Source organism: Hydrogenovibrio sp. 3SP14C1 (assembly GCF_029625905.1).
In the GTDB taxonomy this organism is placed as follows: domain Bacteria; phylum Pseudomonadota; class Gammaproteobacteria; order Thiomicrospirales; family Thiomicrospiraceae; genus Hydrogenovibrio.
Genome location: NZ_JARTLM010000005.1, coordinates 183,123 through 200,773, shown reverse-complemented (window position 1 = coordinate 200,773; position 17,651 = coordinate 183,123). Strand labels below are relative to the sequence as shown.

Annotated in this window: 14 protein-coding genes; 2 read left to right on the top strand and 12 right to left on the bottom strand. The window is 41.9% G+C overall.

The features are described from left to right. Positions 1-184 precede the first annotated feature (184 nt). The 11 genes from P8629_RS06010 to tsaE form a co-directional block, all read right to left on the bottom strand. The gene (locus P8629_RS06010; RefSeq protein WP_278165222.1) at positions 185-1,507 is read right to left on the bottom strand and encodes an adenylosuccinate synthase; all 1,323 of its coding nucleotides are present in this window, start codon (positions 1,505-1,507) and stop codon (positions 185-187) included. 23 nt (positions 1,508-1,530) lie between these two features. Next, positions 1,531-2,700: an ATP phosphoribosyltransferase regulatory subunit gene (locus P8629_RS06005; protein ID WP_278165221.1), complete on the bottom strand. Its 1,170-nt coding sequence runs from the start codon at positions 2,698-2,700 to the stop codon at positions 1,531-1,533. 10 nt (positions 2,701-2,710) lie between these two features. Further along, the gene (locus P8629_RS06000) at positions 2,711-2,899 is read right to left on the bottom strand and encodes a DUF2065 domain-containing protein (RefSeq protein ID WP_278165220.1); all 189 of its coding nucleotides are present in this window, start codon (positions 2,897-2,899) and stop codon (positions 2,711-2,713) included. A gap of 118 nt (positions 2,900-3,017) precedes the next feature. Beyond that, positions 3,018-3,872, bottom strand: coding sequence for a protease modulator HflC (hflC, locus tag P8629_RS05995; protein WP_278165219.1), 855 nt, complete (start codon positions 3,870-3,872; stop codon positions 3,018-3,020). 1 nt (position 3,873) lies between these two features. Continuing rightward, entirely contained in the window at positions 3,874-5,091 is a 1,218-nt protein-coding gene (hflK, locus tag P8629_RS05990) for an FtsH protease activity modulator HflK (protein WP_278165218.1), read from the bottom strand. Between the two features lie 314 nt (positions 5,092-5,405). Then, a complete protein-coding gene (gene hflX / locus P8629_RS05985) occupies positions 5,406-6,713 on the bottom strand; it encodes a ribosome rescue GTPase HflX (RefSeq protein ID WP_278165217.1) in 1,308 nt (435 codons plus the stop codon). A 193-nt stretch (positions 6,714-6,906) separates the two neighbouring features. Next, a complete protein-coding gene (gene hfq, locus P8629_RS05980; protein WP_442908691.1) occupies positions 6,907-7,176 on the bottom strand; it encodes an RNA chaperone Hfq in 270 nt (89 codons plus the stop codon). Between the two features lie 162 nt (positions 7,177-7,338). Continuing rightward, positions 7,339-8,313, bottom strand: coding sequence for a tRNA (adenosine(37)-N6)-dimethylallyltransferase MiaA (gene miaA / locus P8629_RS05975; protein ID WP_278165216.1), 975 nt, complete (start codon positions 8,311-8,313; stop codon positions 7,339-7,341). After that, positions 8,314-10,185, bottom strand: a complete 1,872-nt coding sequence (mutL, locus tag P8629_RS05970; protein ID WP_278165215.1) for a DNA mismatch repair endonuclease MutL — start codon at positions 10,183-10,185, stop codon at positions 8,314-8,316. A 192-nt stretch (positions 10,186-10,377) separates the two neighbouring features. Next, entirely contained in the window at positions 10,378-11,904 is a 1,527-nt protein-coding gene (locus P8629_RS05965) for an N-acetylmuramoyl-L-alanine amidase (protein WP_278165214.1), read from the bottom strand. Positions 11,905-11,937: 33 nt separating this feature from the next. Continuing rightward, positions 11,938-12,492, bottom strand: a complete 555-nt coding sequence (tsaE, locus tag P8629_RS05960) for a tRNA (adenosine(37)-N6)-threonylcarbamoyltransferase complex ATPase subunit type 1 TsaE (protein WP_278165213.1) — start codon at positions 12,490-12,492, stop codon at positions 11,938-11,940. 69 nt (positions 12,493-12,561) lie between these two features. Here tsaE and queG point away from each other — a divergent pair, with 69 nt between their 5' ends. Together queG and P8629_RS05950 are read left to right on the top strand one after the other, a co-directional pair. Beyond that, complete coding sequence (queG, locus tag P8629_RS05955) at positions 12,562-13,776, top strand: tRNA epoxyqueuosine(34) reductase QueG (RefSeq protein ID WP_278165212.1); 1,215 nt, start codon at positions 12,562-12,564, stop codon at positions 13,774-13,776. Positions 13,777-13,884: 108 nt separating this feature from the next. Beyond that, positions 13,885-16,179, top strand: coding sequence for a bifunctional diguanylate cyclase/phosphodiesterase (locus tag P8629_RS05950; RefSeq protein WP_278165211.1), 2,295 nt, complete (start codon positions 13,885-13,887; stop codon positions 16,177-16,179). Here P8629_RS05950 and P8629_RS05945 read toward each other — a convergent pair. Beyond that, positions 16,176-17,534, bottom strand: a complete 1,359-nt coding sequence (locus P8629_RS05945; RefSeq protein ID WP_278165210.1) for an anti-phage deoxyguanosine triphosphatase — start codon at positions 17,532-17,534, stop codon at positions 16,176-16,178. The genes P8629_RS05950 and P8629_RS05945 overlap by 4 nt on opposite strands. Positions 17,535-17,651: the final 117 nt, after the last annotated feature.

Below are 17,651 nucleotides of genomic sequence, written 5' to 3'. Positions count from 1 at the left end.
TTTCCGAAACGAACCAGTTTTGATAAGGTCTCTCAGTTGGAAATAGATACGGTTGTTGAACAACTCAACAACCGTCCAAGAAAATGCTTAGGATACAAAACACCTAATGAGGTGTTTTGGAATAAGAACGTTGCACTTACGAGTTGAATGTATGCTCTAAAATGAAATCATTCATTCAGCGAATTCAAACATCAAATGGATCTTGTAAAATCAATGTTTCAGAGCGATCTGGACCCGTTGAAAGAATGGAAACATCAACCCCCATTTCTTTCTCCAAGAAACGAATATAGACTTTTGCTTCTTCCGGCAGAGCATCCCAAGATTCAATCCCAACCGTCGAGGTATTCCAGCCTTTTAATGTTTCATAATGAGGTTCAACCAAGTCGTACTCATCTGCACTGGATGGCGGTAAAAAGACATCTTTCCCATCTTTCAGGTACTTAGTACAAACTTTGATTTCTTTCAATTCATCTAAAACATCCAGTTTAGTTAGACAAACCCCAGTTAGCCCGTTGACTTGTGCTGAACGGCGTAAAGCCACTGCATCAAACCAACCACAACGACGCTGACGACCGGTGGTCGCACCAAACTCACGACCACGCGTTCCAAGTTCTTTACCAACGGCATCCCCCTTATCTGATGCAACATCATAAAGCAACTCGGTTGGGAAAGGTCCGCCACCAACGCGCGTTGCATAGGCTTTGGTAATCCCTAAAACATAATCTAATTGGCAAGGGCCTATCCCACTTCCGGAGGCAGCCCCACCAGCTGTTGTATTGGAAGAGGTGACATACGGGTAAGTTCCTTGATCGATATCCAACAAGGTGCCCTGTGCACCTTCAAACATCAAGTTTTTACCTTCTTTATTATAAAGGTCAATCAGGTTTGGAATATCGGCTAACATCGGGACAATCAGGTCAGCATAGGCTTGGCACTTTTCCCATAACGTTTCAAAATCAACAGGGTCAACGTTATAGTAGTTTGTCAGCATAAAGTTATGGTACTCCATTGCTGTTTGCAGTTTTTGCTTAAGCTGAGACATGTTTTTTAAGTCTCCAGCACGCAATCCGCGGCGCGCGACCTTATCTTCATAAGCCGGCCCGATACCACGCCCTGTGGTACCAATAGCTTTGTTACCACGAGCCAACTCTCTGGCTTGGTCTAAGGCAACGTGATAATCCAGAATTAAAGGACAAGCATCACTGATTTTCAAACGGTTTTTGACTTTTAGACCGGTTGCTTCCAGTTGGGTAACTTCTTTTTCTAACGCTTCTGGCGCCAGCACAACACCATTACCAATAAAACATTCCACGTCTTCACGCAAAATACCTGACGGAATTAAATGTAAAACGGTTTTTTTTCCATCAATTACTAAAGTATGGCCGGCATTATGTCCACCTTGAAAACGAACTACCGCAGCAACTCTATCTGTTAGTAAATCAACAATTTTTCCTTTACCTTCATCGCCCCACTGCGTACCGACAACGACAATATTTTTTTTAGACATTTCTTTCTCTTTATTCTAACGAATTATTTAACAGATAAAATCCACTGCGAGTCTTGCAGTGTCAAATAACGACTGCCTTTTTCCAAGGCATCGAACGCATAAAAACGTTTCACAATCGTTTTTTGCTGTTTCAATTTTTTAATTTCAGCCTGTAAAGCGGCATCATACACATTAGGCGCATAAATAACCTCTTTGTCTGCTTCTGCAGGCGAAGTCAGTAAGTCCAAAGCACCACGTAAATCCAAGCTAAAGCCGGTTGCCAATTGTGCGGAACCAAACTCTGACCCGATGCCATCGTAACGACCACCGCGCGCTAATTGATACATTTTACGGCCCGCAGCATAGCAACTGAAAATCATACCTGTATGGTACTGATACCCTCTTAAATCAGCTAAATCCATATGGATTTTCAAACCATCAAACCCTGCAAAATGATCTACAACCGACTGAAGGTGAGCCAAATGGCTTTGCATGGCTTCAGAAAGCCCTGCTAATGCTTGCATGTCTTTGGTGACTGTTGGAACTTCTCCACAAAGAGAAAGTAACAATTCGAATGCTTGTTTTTGAGCGTCCGTGACGGTCAATTCAGCAATAAAATCGGTGTACTCAGGAACAGCTTTACGTAACAGAATATCAACCAGCGTTTCTTTTTGAGAGGTTCTTAAGCCTGCAAGATTCATAAGCTCATCAACGACTGAAACATGTCCCAAACTCAATGTCAGATCTTGCAACCCGATGTTACGTAATGAAGAAACCATTAGTTCAATCACTTCGATATCGCTTTCAACGCCTGAATGACCAAACAATTCAGCCCCCACTTCGATTGGGCTGCGAGAGCCTTTCGCTTTGTTATTACGGGTTTTCAATACTTCACCGACATAACATAAACGCTGGATACCTGACTGCTTAATACGATTCGTCGCGATACGAGCAACCTGAGGCGTCATGTCCGCACGAACTCCCATCATCTTACCGCTTTCTTGATCGGTAAAACGGCAAGTATCTACTGCTAAATGTCGGCCTTTACCGGTCAATAACGAATCGGTAAATTCGGCAATAGGAGGAAGTACCAAGTCATAACCTGATAACTCGAAGCCGTCTAGTAATTGACGGCGATAGAACTCAAGCTTTTTTGCCTCTTCCGGCAATAAGTCTTCAATTCCTTCAGGAGTGAACCAAATATTCTGTTGCATTGAACTCTTCTTAACTAAAAATAAATAATAAAATCATACCGATGGTGATGCTGATCAACCCCATCATTCTTAATTTTCTGTCATCCATCTGAACCAGTTCTAGCATTGTTTTTCGCCATACACCAGGAAAAACAAACGGGAGTAACCCTTCTAAAATAAACACCAACGCTATCGCACTGAGTAAGGCTTCTACCAACATGAAGAGTCTCCAGACGGTTTCAAATGAGTCGTTAATCGATTTCTAAAAACTCGGCATAAAAAAGGTGGACTGAACCACCTTTTAAAGAATTAACCGAATTGTTTAGGATTCGTTAACATTATTTTTGCTGATTAAAAAACTTAAAGAAATCAGATTTAGGATCAACCACCATGACATCTGACTTATCTTTGAAGGCTTCTTGATAAGCGGCTAAGCTCTGATAAAAAGCATAGAACTCAGAATCTTTGGAATAGGCCTTAGCATAGATTCCAGCTGCCTTAGCATCCCCTTCCCCTCGAATCGTCTCAGCATCACGGAACGCATCCGCTTTAATAATCGTTCTTTGTCTATCCGCATCCGCTCGGATACGTTCAGCAGCTTCAGCCCCTTGAGAACGTAAATCCTTCGCAACACGGTTACGTTCTGCTTCCATACGCTGGTAAACAGATTCACTCACGTTTTGCGGCAAGTCGACACGCTTAATACGAACATCAATAATATCAATCCCAAAATCGGCAACTGATTGGCGCGTATCAGCCCGAATGTCTTTCACAATGACTTTACGATCTTGTGAAATCACTTCTTGCACTGTACGACTACCAAATTCGGCACGAAGACCATCTTTAATAATCTGAGCCAAACGCATATTCGCCAAACGAATATCTCCATTCATCGCCGTATAGAAACGTTTCGCATCACTGATTCGCCACTGAACAAACGAATCAACCAATAAGTTTTTCTTCTCACTGGTTAAATAACGTTCAGGATCAGCATCCAGCGTCTGTAAACGGGCATCAAATTTGCGCACATTGTTCACAAATGGCGTTTTAAAATGTAGCCCAGGTTTTAAATTATCTTCAACAATTTCACCAAAACGGAATACCAATGCCGTCTCACCTTGTTGAACCGTAAATAATGCGCTGCTTCCAACAAACAAGAGCACTGCAACTAAAATAGATAATGCTGCTTTCATCTTAACGTAGCTCCCTTGTTCTTAAATAATCACGAATATTCCCTTTTTGCTGGGTATTTGACTGTGTATTATTGCTGTTTGATGTATTTGAAGAAGACTGTGTAGTATCAGCCGGGACTCTGAATGGAACAGAATTACCAGACCCTCCAGTCACCATCTTATCCAACGGTAAATATAATAAGTTAGACCCGCTGTCTGAGCCGACAAAGACTTTCGACGTTGCACTCAACACACCTGTAATCGCATCAATATAAAGACGCTCACGTGTGACCTCCGGTGCTTTTTTATACTCACTTAAAATACTGGTAAAGCGGTTTGCCTGACCTGTTGCACGCGCAATCACTTGATCATGATAAGCGCGTGCTTCTTCAATCTGGCGTGCCGCCTGACCTCTTGCCTTCGGCAGGATATCATTGGAGTAAGCTTCCGCTTCATTAATCAGTCTTTCTCTATCTTCTCGCGACTTGACCACATCAGCAAACGCATCTTGAACTTCTTCAGGTGGCTGTGCATCCTGTAAGTTCAGTGAGGTAATCATCAAGCCTGTACTATAATTGTCTAGCTTTTCTTGCGTTAAATTTCTGACCTTATTAACAACCTCATCACGCCCTTCGGTTAAAACGAAATCCATAGTGTTTCGCCCGACAATTTCTCTTAATGCACTTTCGGTGACATCTCGCAAGGTCATGTCAGGTACTGCAACATCAAATAGATATTTCTTTGCATCACTGACTTTGTACTGAACCGCAATACGGATATCGACAATATTTTCATCTTTCGTCAGCATTAAAGCTTCTGATGGCACTGTGCCATTTCGATTACGACTATCAGAGCGGTATCCGATTTCAGCGGTACGAATCTGATCAATATTCACAATGGTGACCGTTTCAATCGGCCAAGGAATATGCCAGTGTAGCCCTGCTGTGGTTTGCTCAGAATAAGCGCCAAATCGTTTAATAACCCCTCTTTCCGGAGAGTCCACTGTGTAGATACCGCTTAGTAACCAAATGATGATTAAAGCAACAACAACCAGAAACGATCCTTTTCCACCTCCGAACTTATCATTAGAACCGCCTAAAAAATCCTGTGCTTTTTTTAAGATCTCTTGCAAGTCAGGATCTTTCGATCCATTTGGTTTTTTTGAATCATTAGGACGATTACCGTTCCCTGAGTTGCCCCAAGGATCTTGTCCAGGTTTTCCCGGCTCATTCCACGCCATTAGTTTCTCCAGAAGATTAAAAATCAGTTGGTCATTTTAAATTTTATCGAGCAAAATGTCATCAATTAATCCGGTCACCGCTAGGATTAATTTTTTCTATAGGGTATTTTGTCTATATTTTTAGGTTTTATCAAGCAACTTCAAAGAACTTTAAATCGAGAAACCGCATCAAATACCTTTTATATAACAGGGTTGATTTGCGCAGATAGAAAGACAAGTTCTTGTTTACTTAGGGCATCAACATAAAGTTATTTGCTGAACGTTGAGAGCAGTACGTCACACCTCATCAACGACCACTCATAAAATTCAGTGTATCAGGCGTCTTTAGCTAGTATTTTAGATTCTAAAATCTCATCCCACTGACGAACCTGTTTCCATTCATTTTCAGTCAGACTCATTTTAAAAACACTATTTCCCTCATCATCAAAGCCTTCCTCTAAAATTGTTCCCAGTGTGTACAGATTTGCACGTTTTTTTCCGGCTTTAACATCCAAAATTAACTCAACAGTGAGGAATTTGCCACGAAAATGTGCCGCCACGGCATCAAGCATTAGCTCAATCCCCTCTGACTCTTTTGCAGAAATCCAAACACGCTCCGGCAAACCCTGATCATTCAAATCAACATGCGGCCTGACATCAGAGTCACTCAAACAATCAATTTTATTAAAAACCGTCAGCTGAGGCACTTCATCTGCGCCAACCTCTTTGATGACTTCTTCAACATCTGACATTTTTTCAACACGATGCGGGTCTGCTGCATCCACTAAATGGATTAATAGATCCGCTTCACTGGTTTCTTCCAAAGTAGAGCGAAACGCAGCGACTAAATCATGTGGGATATGGCGAATAAACCCAACCGTATCCGCAAAAATAACCGGACCGGCTCCTGGAAGATGAACTTTTCTCAGCGTTGAATCCAAAGTCGCAAACAATCGGTCTTCTGCATAAACCCCTGCTCTAGTCATCTGATTAAACAACGTCGATTTTCCAGCATTGGTATAGCCAATAATCGTCACCGTCGGCAAGTCTGATTTCTTTCGTGAGCGACGGCCTAAATTTCGTTGCTGCCGTACCTTCTCGATACGCGCTTCCAGTTGCTTGATCTTACCTTGCACCAAACGACGATCCGTCTCTAGCTGAGTCTCCCCCGGACCTCGCGCACCAATCCCGCCTTGTCGATCCAAGTGAGTCCACCCTTTTACTAAACGCGTTGACATTCGTTTTAGCTGTGCCAGCTCCACTTGGAGCTTCCCTTCGTGCGAGCGAGCCCTTTGCGCAAAAATATCCAAAATCAACCCAACTCGGTCAAGCACCTGACAGTCGAGAAACTGGCTTAAATTTCGCTCTTGGGCAGGACTCAAGGCATGATTTACTATCACCACGTCCGCTTGATGCGTTTCAACGGCGTCTTTTATCTCTTCCGCTTTCCCTTTACCTATAAAGAATTTGGGATCGGGAGATTGGCGTTTCGTTGTAATCAACTCAGCAACTTCTGCCCCGGCAGAATCGACTAATTCATAAAATTCTTCTAAGACTTCGCGGTCTGCTTCATGATAGAAATCAACATGAACCAAGATTGCTTTTTCGAGTTGTTTTTGTTCAAGCCTACCAAATAATTCCATGGATATTGTCGGACACCTGTATTAATCGTAATAGTATTCTCCAGATTAAAAGCAACAAAAGCTTTTAAAAGAGATGTGTAGGGTGAGTATTTCGTACTTAAGAACCCTATATCAGATTTTAATATTTCATGATATAGGGAAGTAGTGGAGATAAGTCTTTAATAGCTGATATCAAAGAAAATAACAAAGAATGTTATTCAGAATCTTTTGCTTCTGTTCCCTGCGCATCAAATTCATATGCTTTTGGGTCGCGTGCAGGCACAATGGTTGAAATAGCATGTTTATAGACCATTTGCGTTACGTTACTACGCAACAGCACGACGAACTGATCAAAAGAATCCACTCGACCTTGAAGCTTAACGCCATTTACAAGGTAAATTGCGACATTAATTTTTTCTTTTCTTAGCGCATTCAAGTAAGGATCTTGTATTGGCAAAGCTTTAGCCACTTTTTTATTCTCCATGATTATTTCCTATATTTATTTTTTATTATTTAATGAAAGTGTTTTAAAAAAAACCGGGAACACTTTAGAACCGCCCTTTTTCATAAGCAAAGGGAAATACACTCTATCGATTAGTTTTCGACCCCAAAAACCATTGAAATCATAACATAAACATTCCATTATTTAAGCATTTTTCATCAAGCTAGACAAGTACGCTAAAACAGCTTCAACCCTATCGTCAACATTTGTTTTAAACGGATCCAGAACCAATAAACCCTGCTCTTTTCTTAGCCAGGTGATCTGGCGTTTTGCCAGCTGTCTGGTTGCCACAATACTTTTCTCTACAAAAGTCTCATAATCAAACTGTTGTGCAAAAAATAGCCAGGCCTGGCGATAACCCACACTGCGGATCGCCGGTAAATCAGCTCTTAACCCTTCAGAAGAGAATACTTTTTCAGCTTCTTTTAAAAAACCATTATTCAACATTTCGTGAAAACGCAGTTCAATCTGTTTATGTAATTTTTGGCGATTTTCAGGAATCAATGCGACCTTAGCCAACTTGAATTCACTCAATCCTGCTTGCTGTCCTTCTTTTTGCAGCTGAGTCAGCGGTTTGCCCGTCAGCTCATAGACTTCTAGAGCACGAATTAAACGCTGCGGATCATTTGGGTGAATGCGTTCCGCGGCTTCAGGGTCAACTTGTTTCAGTTGTTCATGAACCGCCTTTGGGTTTTCTTGCCAGGCCTGGTGAATTTTGGCACGTATCGTTTCATCTGCCGATGGCAGTTTCGCCATCCCCTGTTGCAAGGCATTGAAGTACATCATGGTTCCGCCAGCTAACACAGGTAAATTCCCTCTTAAGAAAATCTCTTTGACCAACTCATGCACATCTTCGACAAAATCGGCTGCTGAATAACTTTCTGTTGGCTCGAGAATATCGATTAAATGATGTGGCACGGCAACCTGCTCATCCAATGTAGGTTTGGCGGTTCCAATATCCATTCCACGATAAATTAGAGCTGAGTCCACGCTGATAATTTCAATTGGAAGATGTTTGGCCAACGCCATCGATAAGCCACTTTTACCTGAAGCCGTTGGCCCCATGATTGCCAGACAGACCTTTTGTTCAATGAGTTCCGCTATATTCACCGACTGCATTTATTGTCCTCTCATAAACAGCCCATCAAGCTGCTCCATACTTAGTTGAACCCAGGTTGGGCGGCCATGATTACACTGAGCAGAACTTTCAGTCGCTTCCATATCCCTTAACAAAGCATTCATTTCATCCAAGGTCAGATAACGGTTGGCGCGAACAGAGCCATGACACGCCATCGTACTTAAAATCGCGTTGATTTTTTCATCCACCAACTGGGTATGCCCAGCGACGGCCAAATCAGCAATCATATCGTTGATTAAGCGTGGAATATCGGACTTTGCCAACAAGCTGGGCACCATCGTGAATTTGAGTTGTTCCGGGCCAAAAGCTTCCGCATCAAAGCCAAGTTTTTGAAATTCATCTTGGTACGTCTCCCACACCTGCACTTGAGAAGACTCTAAGCTCACCACAATCGGCACCAAGAGCGGTTGAGAAATCAAACGATCTTGCTGCCATTGATGCTTCATACGCTCATACACAATTCGTTCATGCGCGGCGTGCATATCAACCAATACCAAGCCCTTTTCATTTTCTGCCAAAATAAAAACACCGTGAATCTGCGCTTTCGCATAACCAAGTGTTGGCGTGCCACCTTGCTGATTACCCTCTTCGCTATGAAAATGATTTTTAATAGATGCTAATGCTTGGTTATCGGGTTCCATTGCATAAAAAGGAACGGATTCCGAGATGCTTGTCCTGCCCATTGATGATGACGGCACTTGGAACTGCATAGCTGACTGAGAAGCTTGAGAACTGAGACGATTAGACTCAACAGGGTGTCCACTTGGGAAATTATTTGAAGGATTTAACGCCGCATTATGTTGATTGGAAGCAATTCCTACCGGCTTTGTGACCGCCTCGCGTACTGATCGGCGTAAAAAATCATACACCCAGCGCCCGTTGGCAAAACGTACCTCATATTTTGCAGGGTGCACATTCACATCCACTAAATCATGAGGGATTTCCAAAAATAACAAGTAGGCGGGATGACGTCCATGATAAAGCACATCGGCATACGCCTGCTTGACCGCATAAGACAATAATCGATCTCGCACGATACGCCCGTTCACAAATAAATACTGCATGTCCGTTTGGCTGCGGTTAAAAGTCGCCTGCCCGACCCAACCGCTCAGCTGGATATCTTGCGCCTCAAAATTCAGCTCAAGACTTTGATCCACAAAAGGCGTGCCCATCAGTTGCTTCAAGCGTTGCTTTAAGGCGGCCTCATCATGCGCAGCATGTACTTGACGCACCACTTTTTGATTGTGTACCAACTTCATGGAAATTTCCGGACGACTCAGCATCACGCGCTTAACCAGTTGGTCAATATGCATAAATTCTGTACGGGCAGCTCTTAAAAACTTCTTTCGCGCCGGCGTATTAAAGAATAAATCTTTAACTTCAACTTGAGTGCCTTGTGGATGTGCGGTTGGAGAAGGATCCGACCAGCGGCCTTCTCCTTCCCCGCTCAATTGCCAAGCCGCATTTTCTCCTTGGAATTTACTGGTCAACGTCAGGCGAGAAACAGAACTGATACTGGCCAATGCTTCCCCTCGAAACCCTAACGTGGAGACTGCTGCCAAATCTTGTACTGTGTGGATTTTACTGGTGGCATGCCGACTGACTGCCAGCATCAATTGAGACTGGCGAATGCCGGCTCCATTATCCGTCACGGAAATCAGTTTTTCACCACCTTCTTCAATCTGAATATCGATTTGAGTGGCGCCAGAATCCAATGCATTTTCCAGAAGTTCTTTCACAACGGAAGCAGGTCTTTCGACCACTTCTCCTGCCGCGATCTGATCGGCTAAATGCGAAGGCAATAAGGCAATATCGAGACTTTTTTCAGTATGAGTGTTAAACAATTGAGACACGGCTTTTCTTTAATGAACAGGTGAAAAAGAGATTTAAAATTAAATCGTAATGATCGATATTATAACGATTTATAACATGATTGATAGAACGGTTATCGGTGGCTTGTAACCAACATCCCCTCTAAACAAAAAACCACCAGGCCTGGTGGTTTTTTGTCAGAGTTTTGACAATACGGAATTAGACCATCAAAATCACAACGTTGCGATAACGTCTTCTGAAACAGGGATACGTAGCTTTTTACCAACGTATAAACGATCTGCTTTTCTAATCCCGTTAATTTTTTTCAACTTATAGGTTGAGATATTGTAGTTCTCTGCGATTTCAGACAACGTATCTCCGCTTTGAACACGATAGTGAACATAAAGCTGTTCTCCCCAGCGAGGTTTCGTTGCATTGTGTTTAACAAACTTATCTAATCCGCTGACGATAGATTTCGCCATTTGTGCTTGAAAGCGATCTGAACTCAACTTTCTCGCTTCAACTGGGTTTGAAATAAATGCCGTTTCAATCAAAAGAGACGGCATATCAATAGATTTCAACACCGCAAAGTCGGCTGATTGGACTGATTTTTTATGTAGCCGAACCGAACGCGCCATTTCACCAAGTACTGATTGACCTAGTTTACGACTGGCACGAATATTTGCAGAGCGTGTTAAATCAGACAAAACAAACGCAACATCCGCATCACGCCCTTTTAACTTCACATCCTGAAGCGAAGCATTTTCAGATTTTGCCAAAATACGCGCCATCACACTACTCGCTCCATTTGTCGACAGGATATAAACAGACCCGCCTCGAGCACGTGCATCCGGGAAAGCATCGGCATGCAAAGACAAGAAAATATCAGCCTCTTTTTTATGAGCGATACGCACACGTTTGTGTAGCGGAATAAAAACATCTCTATCTCTTGTCAAAACAGCACGCATACCCGGTTGCGCATCAATATATTTTTTCAATTTTTTAGCCAGTTTCAAAACAACCACTTTTTCACGCAAGTTGTCATGACCAATCGCCCCAGTGTCTTTTCCACCATGTCCGGCATCAATCGCAACAACCAACTCTTTATTTCTCACGCGAAAAACATCACTGCCGTTGTTTAACATGGAGCGCGTCGCATGATTGTCGGCAACATCCTCTTTGCGAGAGGTTTTATTTTCTTTAGGTGTAGTCACTTCAGCAATTTTGCGGGTCAACTGCTTAGCGGCTTCTTTTTTATTCGGTGCCTTTTTGGCAATGACTGTTTTCTTAACGACTTTCTTAACAGGTTTAACAGACTTTTTTGCAATTTTTGTAACGGCTTTACGATTCGACACATCAATAACAACACGTTCGGCACCGCTTTTGTTTTTGGCCAAGGTAAAATAATCATAATCAAAATCATCACGCAAATCTAAAACAACCCGAGTACGCTTAGATTGATTTTTGACACGCGCTTGCTTGACACGCGCATCCAGAAATTTCATTTTAGAAAACGTTAAATCATTTTTTGCTTTATAGAAATCAACCACAATTCTAGCAGGGTTTTTCAGCGTCGTAATTTCAAAACGGTGGTTTTGTTTAATTTCAAACACCACTCGAGTTTTATCTTCACCCTGTCCCATTCGCATCTTAACCAAAGTGGTTTTGGCGAATGCGGAAGAAGACATCACAACCCCTAACATGACCGCGGCTGCAATCATGAAAGTGTTAAAGCGATTTACGTTGTTTTTTCTGATCATGGTACTACCCACCGATATTTTGTTTTGATTATGCTAGTCATAACCAAATTTCATGCCAACTTTTTCTGTCAGCTTTTTGACGAAACCATTTGAACGTTCTCGGCAAGCTGAAATTCTCGCTTTTCGTGCCTCACCGACGACAATTAATTCAATTAAAACATCCGCTTCAGGAAGGACTCCCTCACCTTTAGTCGGCCACTCCACCAGGGCAACAAAAGGCGGGGTTAATAAATCCCGAATGGCTAAAAACTCCAACTCTTCTGGATCACATAAACGATAAAGATCAAAATGCTGAATCGTTCCCAAATCCGTTTGATAATTTTCCACTAACGCATAAGTTGGGCTTTTTACTTTCTGCTCAGGGAGAAAGGATTGCACAAAAGCGCGTGAAAAGAAAGACTTACCTGCACCTAAATCACCTTTTAAGTATATCATCCACCCCAAATCAAATGCTTTTTGTTCTTCGCACAACTGCGCAAAAACTTGCGCCAAATGCTGAGTTTGTGCTTCAGCTTCCAGTAAGAAACTGGCTTTGAGCGCACAAGCATCAGTACTTTCAGGGAGCGTTGTAGATTTGGTAAAATTCATCACTAGGGGTTCTCAAAAGCCACTAAAATAGAGTCATCATTCTTTATCATCGAACCAAAGCGATCCTCCATGCAAAAAAACGCTTCAAAACCAATGAAAAAATCAGCTGATTTGCCATTATACCAGCTTGCAGAAAAGATTAAACACTGGGCGATTTCGCTTGGATTTGCTGATATCGGAATCACCGATATTGACTTAAGCCGGTATGAATCTAGTTACTTTGAATGGCTAGAAAATCGCTTTCATGCCGACATGGACTATATGGTAAAACATGGCACCAAACGCACGCGTCCGCAGGAGTTGGAACCCGGCACCCGAAGAGTCATCAGTGTTCGCATGAATTATTTTGATTCAGAAGCCCAGTCCCCTATCACGCAACTGCAAGCCAGCGACCACGCTTACATTTCCCGTTACGCGTTGCACAAGGATTACCACAAATTAATGCGAAAACGCTTACAACAACTGGCTGAAAAAATTAATCAAGCGGTTGAAAAAGACTTTCACTACCGTGCATTTTGCGACTCGGCGCCGGTATTGGAGCGCCCGTTAGCTGAAAAAGCCGGGCTTGGTTTCATTGGTAAAAACAGTTTAATCATTCATCCTCGCGCCGGCTCTTGGTTTTTTTTAGGGGAGCTGTATACCAATCTTCCGTTACCCATTGACCCTCCTTTTGAGAAACAAGGTTGCGGACCTTGTACAGCTTGCATTCAAGAATGCCCGACTCAAGCCATTGTCGCAGATGGCGTGGTAGACTCTCGTCGCTGCATTTCTTATTTGACCATTGAAAACAAAGGCTCCATTCCAGAGTCTTTGCGAGAAAAAATGGGCAACCGTATCTATGGATGTGACGACTGCCAACTGGTCTGCCCTTGGAATAAATTCACCCAAGATACGCATGAAACTGCTTTCAAAGCCAACTCCTTACTAGATGCCAGCACATTACTTGAGTTATTTCACTGGTCTGAAAAAGATTTTCTCAAACAACTTGAAGGCTCCCCTATTCGCCGTATTGGCTTTGAACAATGGCAAAGAAACTTGTGCGTTGCTCTAGGAAATGCTCTCGAAACCCCTGCCCTCAGTCAAAAAATCATTACGGCTTTGGAAACACATCAAACGGATTCTGACTTGGTCAACGAGCATAAAAATTGGGCATTAAACCGTCAAAAGCACTTTATAGAGTCGCCTGAAAAAACAACCAGGCCTGGGCATTTTTCAACCCCTTCAAAACCGAATAAAGCCAAAAAATATTATTTACCTAAAACCATTCCTGTGCAGGAGCATTAACCCCCTAAAACTAAGGTGATAAGCAGCTTCTTATAATGCTTGAATATCTTTTCAATTAGGGTAAAGTTGCATTCAACAATTGAATCTACAAAATAGAACTTTTCATTTATGAACCAAATTAAAGCCAATATCTGGAGCTTGTTTTACCTAATTTCTATCAGCAGCTTAGGCTTGTTAATTTGGTTATCAATCAATACTTTTCAGCACGAAAAAAAAGAACTGCGCGACCACCTTTTAGTGGACACAACGTTCTTATCAAAAATGGCGCATGCCTCGCTCGCTGAAAAAGAACTTACCTTGCAAGTCCTCGGGGCTCGATTACTTGAAAACAATATCTATCTAAATAAAGAAGCCGCCCAAAAAATTCTCGACAAAACGCTAGAGCTAATGCCTACCTTAAATGGGTTTGGTATTTTTTATCCGAATGGTAGCATTCTTGCTAGTAGCTCCAACATTAAACAAGAAAACACCCCGAATCTTAAAACTCTTGCGGCCACTAAAGACAGTTTTGCGAGAGCGCTCCAAAGCGACAGAATGGTCATTGGAAAGACCTATTTTTTTACCCCCCTTAATGAATGGGTCATTCCAATACGAAAATCGCTCCGTGACTCTCAGGGTAACGTGTTAGCCGTGATGACAGCGGGATTAAGGTTAGGAAAAAAAGGGTTTGTTAATAAAGAATATACTTTGAAAAACCGTAACATTTTGGTTGTAAATGATATCACCAAGAACCGAGTCTTACTAACTGGCTTTTCTAACGATGCTTATCCAAAATTGTATCGTGAGCCAATATCTGATCAAACCTTAAAAAACGTCAATCAATATTTTAAAAAAGAATATAACTTGTCCATTGAAGACGTCAAAAAACGAACAAAAACCACTTTCTTAGAGTTTTACTCTGTAAACACAATGAATGAAGTTTCGGCGTCAACAATCTACGACCCTTATTATCAGATTTGGTATGTTCTGTTTGAAGACAAAACAAAACTATACAGAGATGTCTCAGAAACCATTCTTATTTATTTTTTAATATTTTTCGTTGTGATGATTTTGATTTATCAGTTATTTAGAATCATTGCGCGCAATGAGAAAGAGACGAAACAAAAATTGGTGCATCAATTAACGCATGACCGGTTAACAGGCCTACCAAACCGGGAATACCTTGATGTCGAATTGAAAGATCAACTGTCAAACCCGAATAATCATTATGATTTATTATTTTTAGATTTAGATAATTTTAAAGACATTAATGATAATTTTGGTCATGAAATTGGAGATCAAGTTCTGACGGAAGTCGCAAATCGTTTTAAAAAAGTTCTTGGCAACCAAGGTTGGTTAATTCGCTTCGGTGGTGATGAATTTGTCTTTATCAAACTCCCGGTCAAAACACGGCTTTCTTTCTTTGCCGAACAAGTCATTGCATCACTTGCTGCCCCTCTAATCATAAAGGACATGAGTTTTAATGTAGGTGCCAGTATCGGAATGGCCTCTTATCCCAGTGATACAGATGACCTCCAAACACTGTTAAGTTATGCCGATCTGGCAATGTATGACGCGAAAAAACATAAAAACACTTTTGCCCACTTTTCAGATCACTTACGTGAAGGTGCTTTACAAAAAGTGTTAATCGAACATTTATTGAAACAGGCGATTCACGATAATGAAATTACCATTGCCTATCAACCACAACTCAACGTAAAGAAAGAACTTATTGGTGTAGAGGCTTTGGTTCGATGGCACAATAAAACGTTGGGTGAGGTTCCTCCTTGCACTTTTATCCCCATTGCGGAAGAAACGGGAATCATGCCTGAATTAGGACGACACATTGCTTATTTAACCCTTTCGGAAATGGGGCGATTACAACAACAGTTACAAGAAACTTTTCAAGTGTCTATCAACATTTCCGTTCGTCAATTTATGTCTATTGGATTTTACGAGGACGTTACCCGACTGATTGATGAGAGCGCCATTAAACCAGAATCAATTATGATTGAGGTAACGGAGTCCATTTTTATGGAAGAGTTGGACTTTGTTATAAACATTTTGGAGAAACTAAAGTCGTATGGAATCATGCTTTCCATGGATGATTTTGGTACCGGTTTTTCATCTCTAAGCTTGTTGAGAACGCTACCTCTTAATGAACTTAAGATCGATAAGAGCTTTATCGATGATGTAGTACAAGAAGAAAAAAATCACGGACTGGTTGAAAACATCATTGAAATCGCGCAAAAACTGAATATGCAAACGGTGGCCGAGGGAGTCGAAAGAGAGGCTCAAGCCGAAGTGCTTGCGCAATTTGGCTGTGATATTTATCAAGGATATTACTTTTCCAGACCACTCAGCTATTCACAACTGGAAGTTTATCTAAAAACCACCCCTATTGGAAAACTCGGAAAACTTTAAATACGGTCGAAAATAGATCCTTGAGAGGCCGTAAAAAACTTCTCATACATCCTTGAAGCATAGGTATTGGTCATACCCGCAATATAATCAGAAAGCACTCTGAGTTGCTCTCTTTCTGATTCTGAACTGACAAATTTTTCATAGGTATTGCGTGGCAACAAAGCTTCAGGGTTAGCGCGTAGTGATTTAAATAAATCCAACACAATCAACTGGCCCTTATACTCCATTCCCTTCACTTCCGGCAAGGTGATTACATGCACATAAACAAATCTCTTCAACAGTTCGAGAACGGCCATCTCCGAGTCACCTAACTTAGCTTGGTAACGTAATAGAGGGTGTTCAAAAACCGTATTTTCGTCCATATAGATACTTTCCACCATAATCCCGACCATTTTACTGATGGCATGTTTTCGATCTTTTGAGCGTGAACTAAATAATCGTTCAGACATGGTGTTATCCCATAATGGATACTGTTTGAAAACCGGGTTTTCCATCACTTCAGCTTGCCATAAATCACGAGAAACCATTCCCATGGCAACGGCATCTTCCAAGTCATGAATACCATAGGCAATATCGTCTGCCAGTTCCATAACCGTGGTGTCCAACGCTTTATATTGAGTTTTATGAAAGCCTTTTTCATCCGGCTTCAATTGGGTAAATAACGTTTTATCTGCCTCAGAAAACATCCCCAGCACCCAGTCGAATTGTTCTTTTTCTTCTAAATACACGCTGGCTTTAGGTGGGTACCAGCGGCTCATATCTAAGGTGCGGAAATCAAACGCGTCTTTTTCCTGCATCTGAATCTGATAATCTTTATTCAATGCCACTACATCATCATAAATAGCAGGATACTTCAGCACGCCTAATGTCGCCCGACGAGACAAATCAATCCCGTTTTTCGGTGTATATTCTCCAAGTCGAGATAAAATCCGTAAGGTTTGCGCGTTACCTTCAAAGCCACCATGACGACGCATCATATAATTCAACGCCACTTCACCGCCATGACCATAAGGCGGGTGACCTAAGTCATGCGCTAGACAAATCGCTTCAATTAGATAGAAAGACGGCAACCAATCCATGTACGCCTTACCATCCCCCACGGTAATGAGTTGTTCAACCAACCCAGAGCCGATTTGCGCCACTTCCATTGAATGCGTTAATCGAGTTCGGTAAAAATCCGATTCATTCAATCCAAAAATCTGCGTTTTGGCCTGTAACCGTCGAAAAGAAGCGGAATGGATCACCCGTGCGCGATCTCGTTGATAAACGATTCGAGCTTCACGAGAAGGCTTCCCTTCCAAAAAATCCGTGTAACGTTGCGTCCAATCTCTTTCTTCTTGGTGCGCCTGATGCATTTGTGCACTCCTGGTACAAATCAAATAGAAGCTCCCATGCCTTCATCGACAAATACGGTCATTCCTATCGTGTTAAATTTCATTTCTGGCGTTATCATACTGAAAACACAGCCATTC

Excerpts from the sequence above, each read along its gene's own strand:
- hflX (WP_278165217.1), bottom strand. The coding sequence starts at position 6,713 with ATGGAATTATTTGGTAGGCTTGAACAAAAACAACTCGAAAAAGCAATC.
- hflK (WP_278165218.1), bottom strand. The coding sequence starts at position 5,091 with ATGGCGTGGAATGAGCCGGGAAAACCTGGACAAGATCCTTGGGGCAAC.
- miaA (WP_278165216.1), bottom strand. The coding sequence starts at position 8,313 with ATGCAGTCGGTGAATATAGCGGAACTCATTGAACAAAAGGTCTGTCTG.
- P8629_RS06010 (WP_278165222.1), bottom strand. The coding sequence starts at position 1,507 with ATGTCTAAAAAAAATATTGTCGTTGTCGGTACGCAGTGGGGCGATGAA.
- P8629_RS06005 (WP_278165221.1), bottom strand. The coding sequence starts at position 2,700 with ATGCAACAGAATATTTGGTTCACTCCTGAAGGAATTGAAGACTTATTG.
- hfq (WP_442908691.1), bottom strand. The coding sequence starts at position 7,176 with ATGGAGAATAAAAAAGTGGCTAAAGCTTTGCCAATACAAGATCCTTAC.
- P8629_RS05965 (WP_278165214.1), bottom strand. The coding sequence starts at position 11,904 with ATGATCAGAAAAAACAACGTAAATCGCTTTAACACTTTCATGATTGCA.
- P8629_RS05945 (WP_278165210.1), bottom strand. The coding sequence starts at position 17,534 with ATGCATCAGGCGCACCAAGAAGAAAGAGATTGGACGCAACGTTACACG.
- P8629_RS06000 (WP_278165220.1), bottom strand. The coding sequence starts at position 2,899 with ATGTTGGTAGAAGCCTTACTCAGTGCGATAGCGTTGGTGTTTATTTTA.
- queG (WP_278165212.1), top strand. The coding sequence starts at position 12,562 with ATGCAAAAAAACGCTTCAAAACCAATGAAAAAATCAGCTGATTTGCCA.
- tsaE (WP_278165213.1), bottom strand. The coding sequence starts at position 12,492 with ATGAATTTTACCAAATCTACAACGCTCCCTGAAAGTACTGATGCTTGT.
- hflC (WP_278165219.1), bottom strand. The coding sequence starts at position 3,872 with ATGAAAGCAGCATTATCTATTTTAGTTGCAGTGCTCTTGTTTGTTGGA.
- P8629_RS05950 (WP_278165211.1), top strand. The coding sequence starts at position 13,885 with ATGAACCAAATTAAAGCCAATATCTGGAGCTTGTTTTACCTAATTTCT.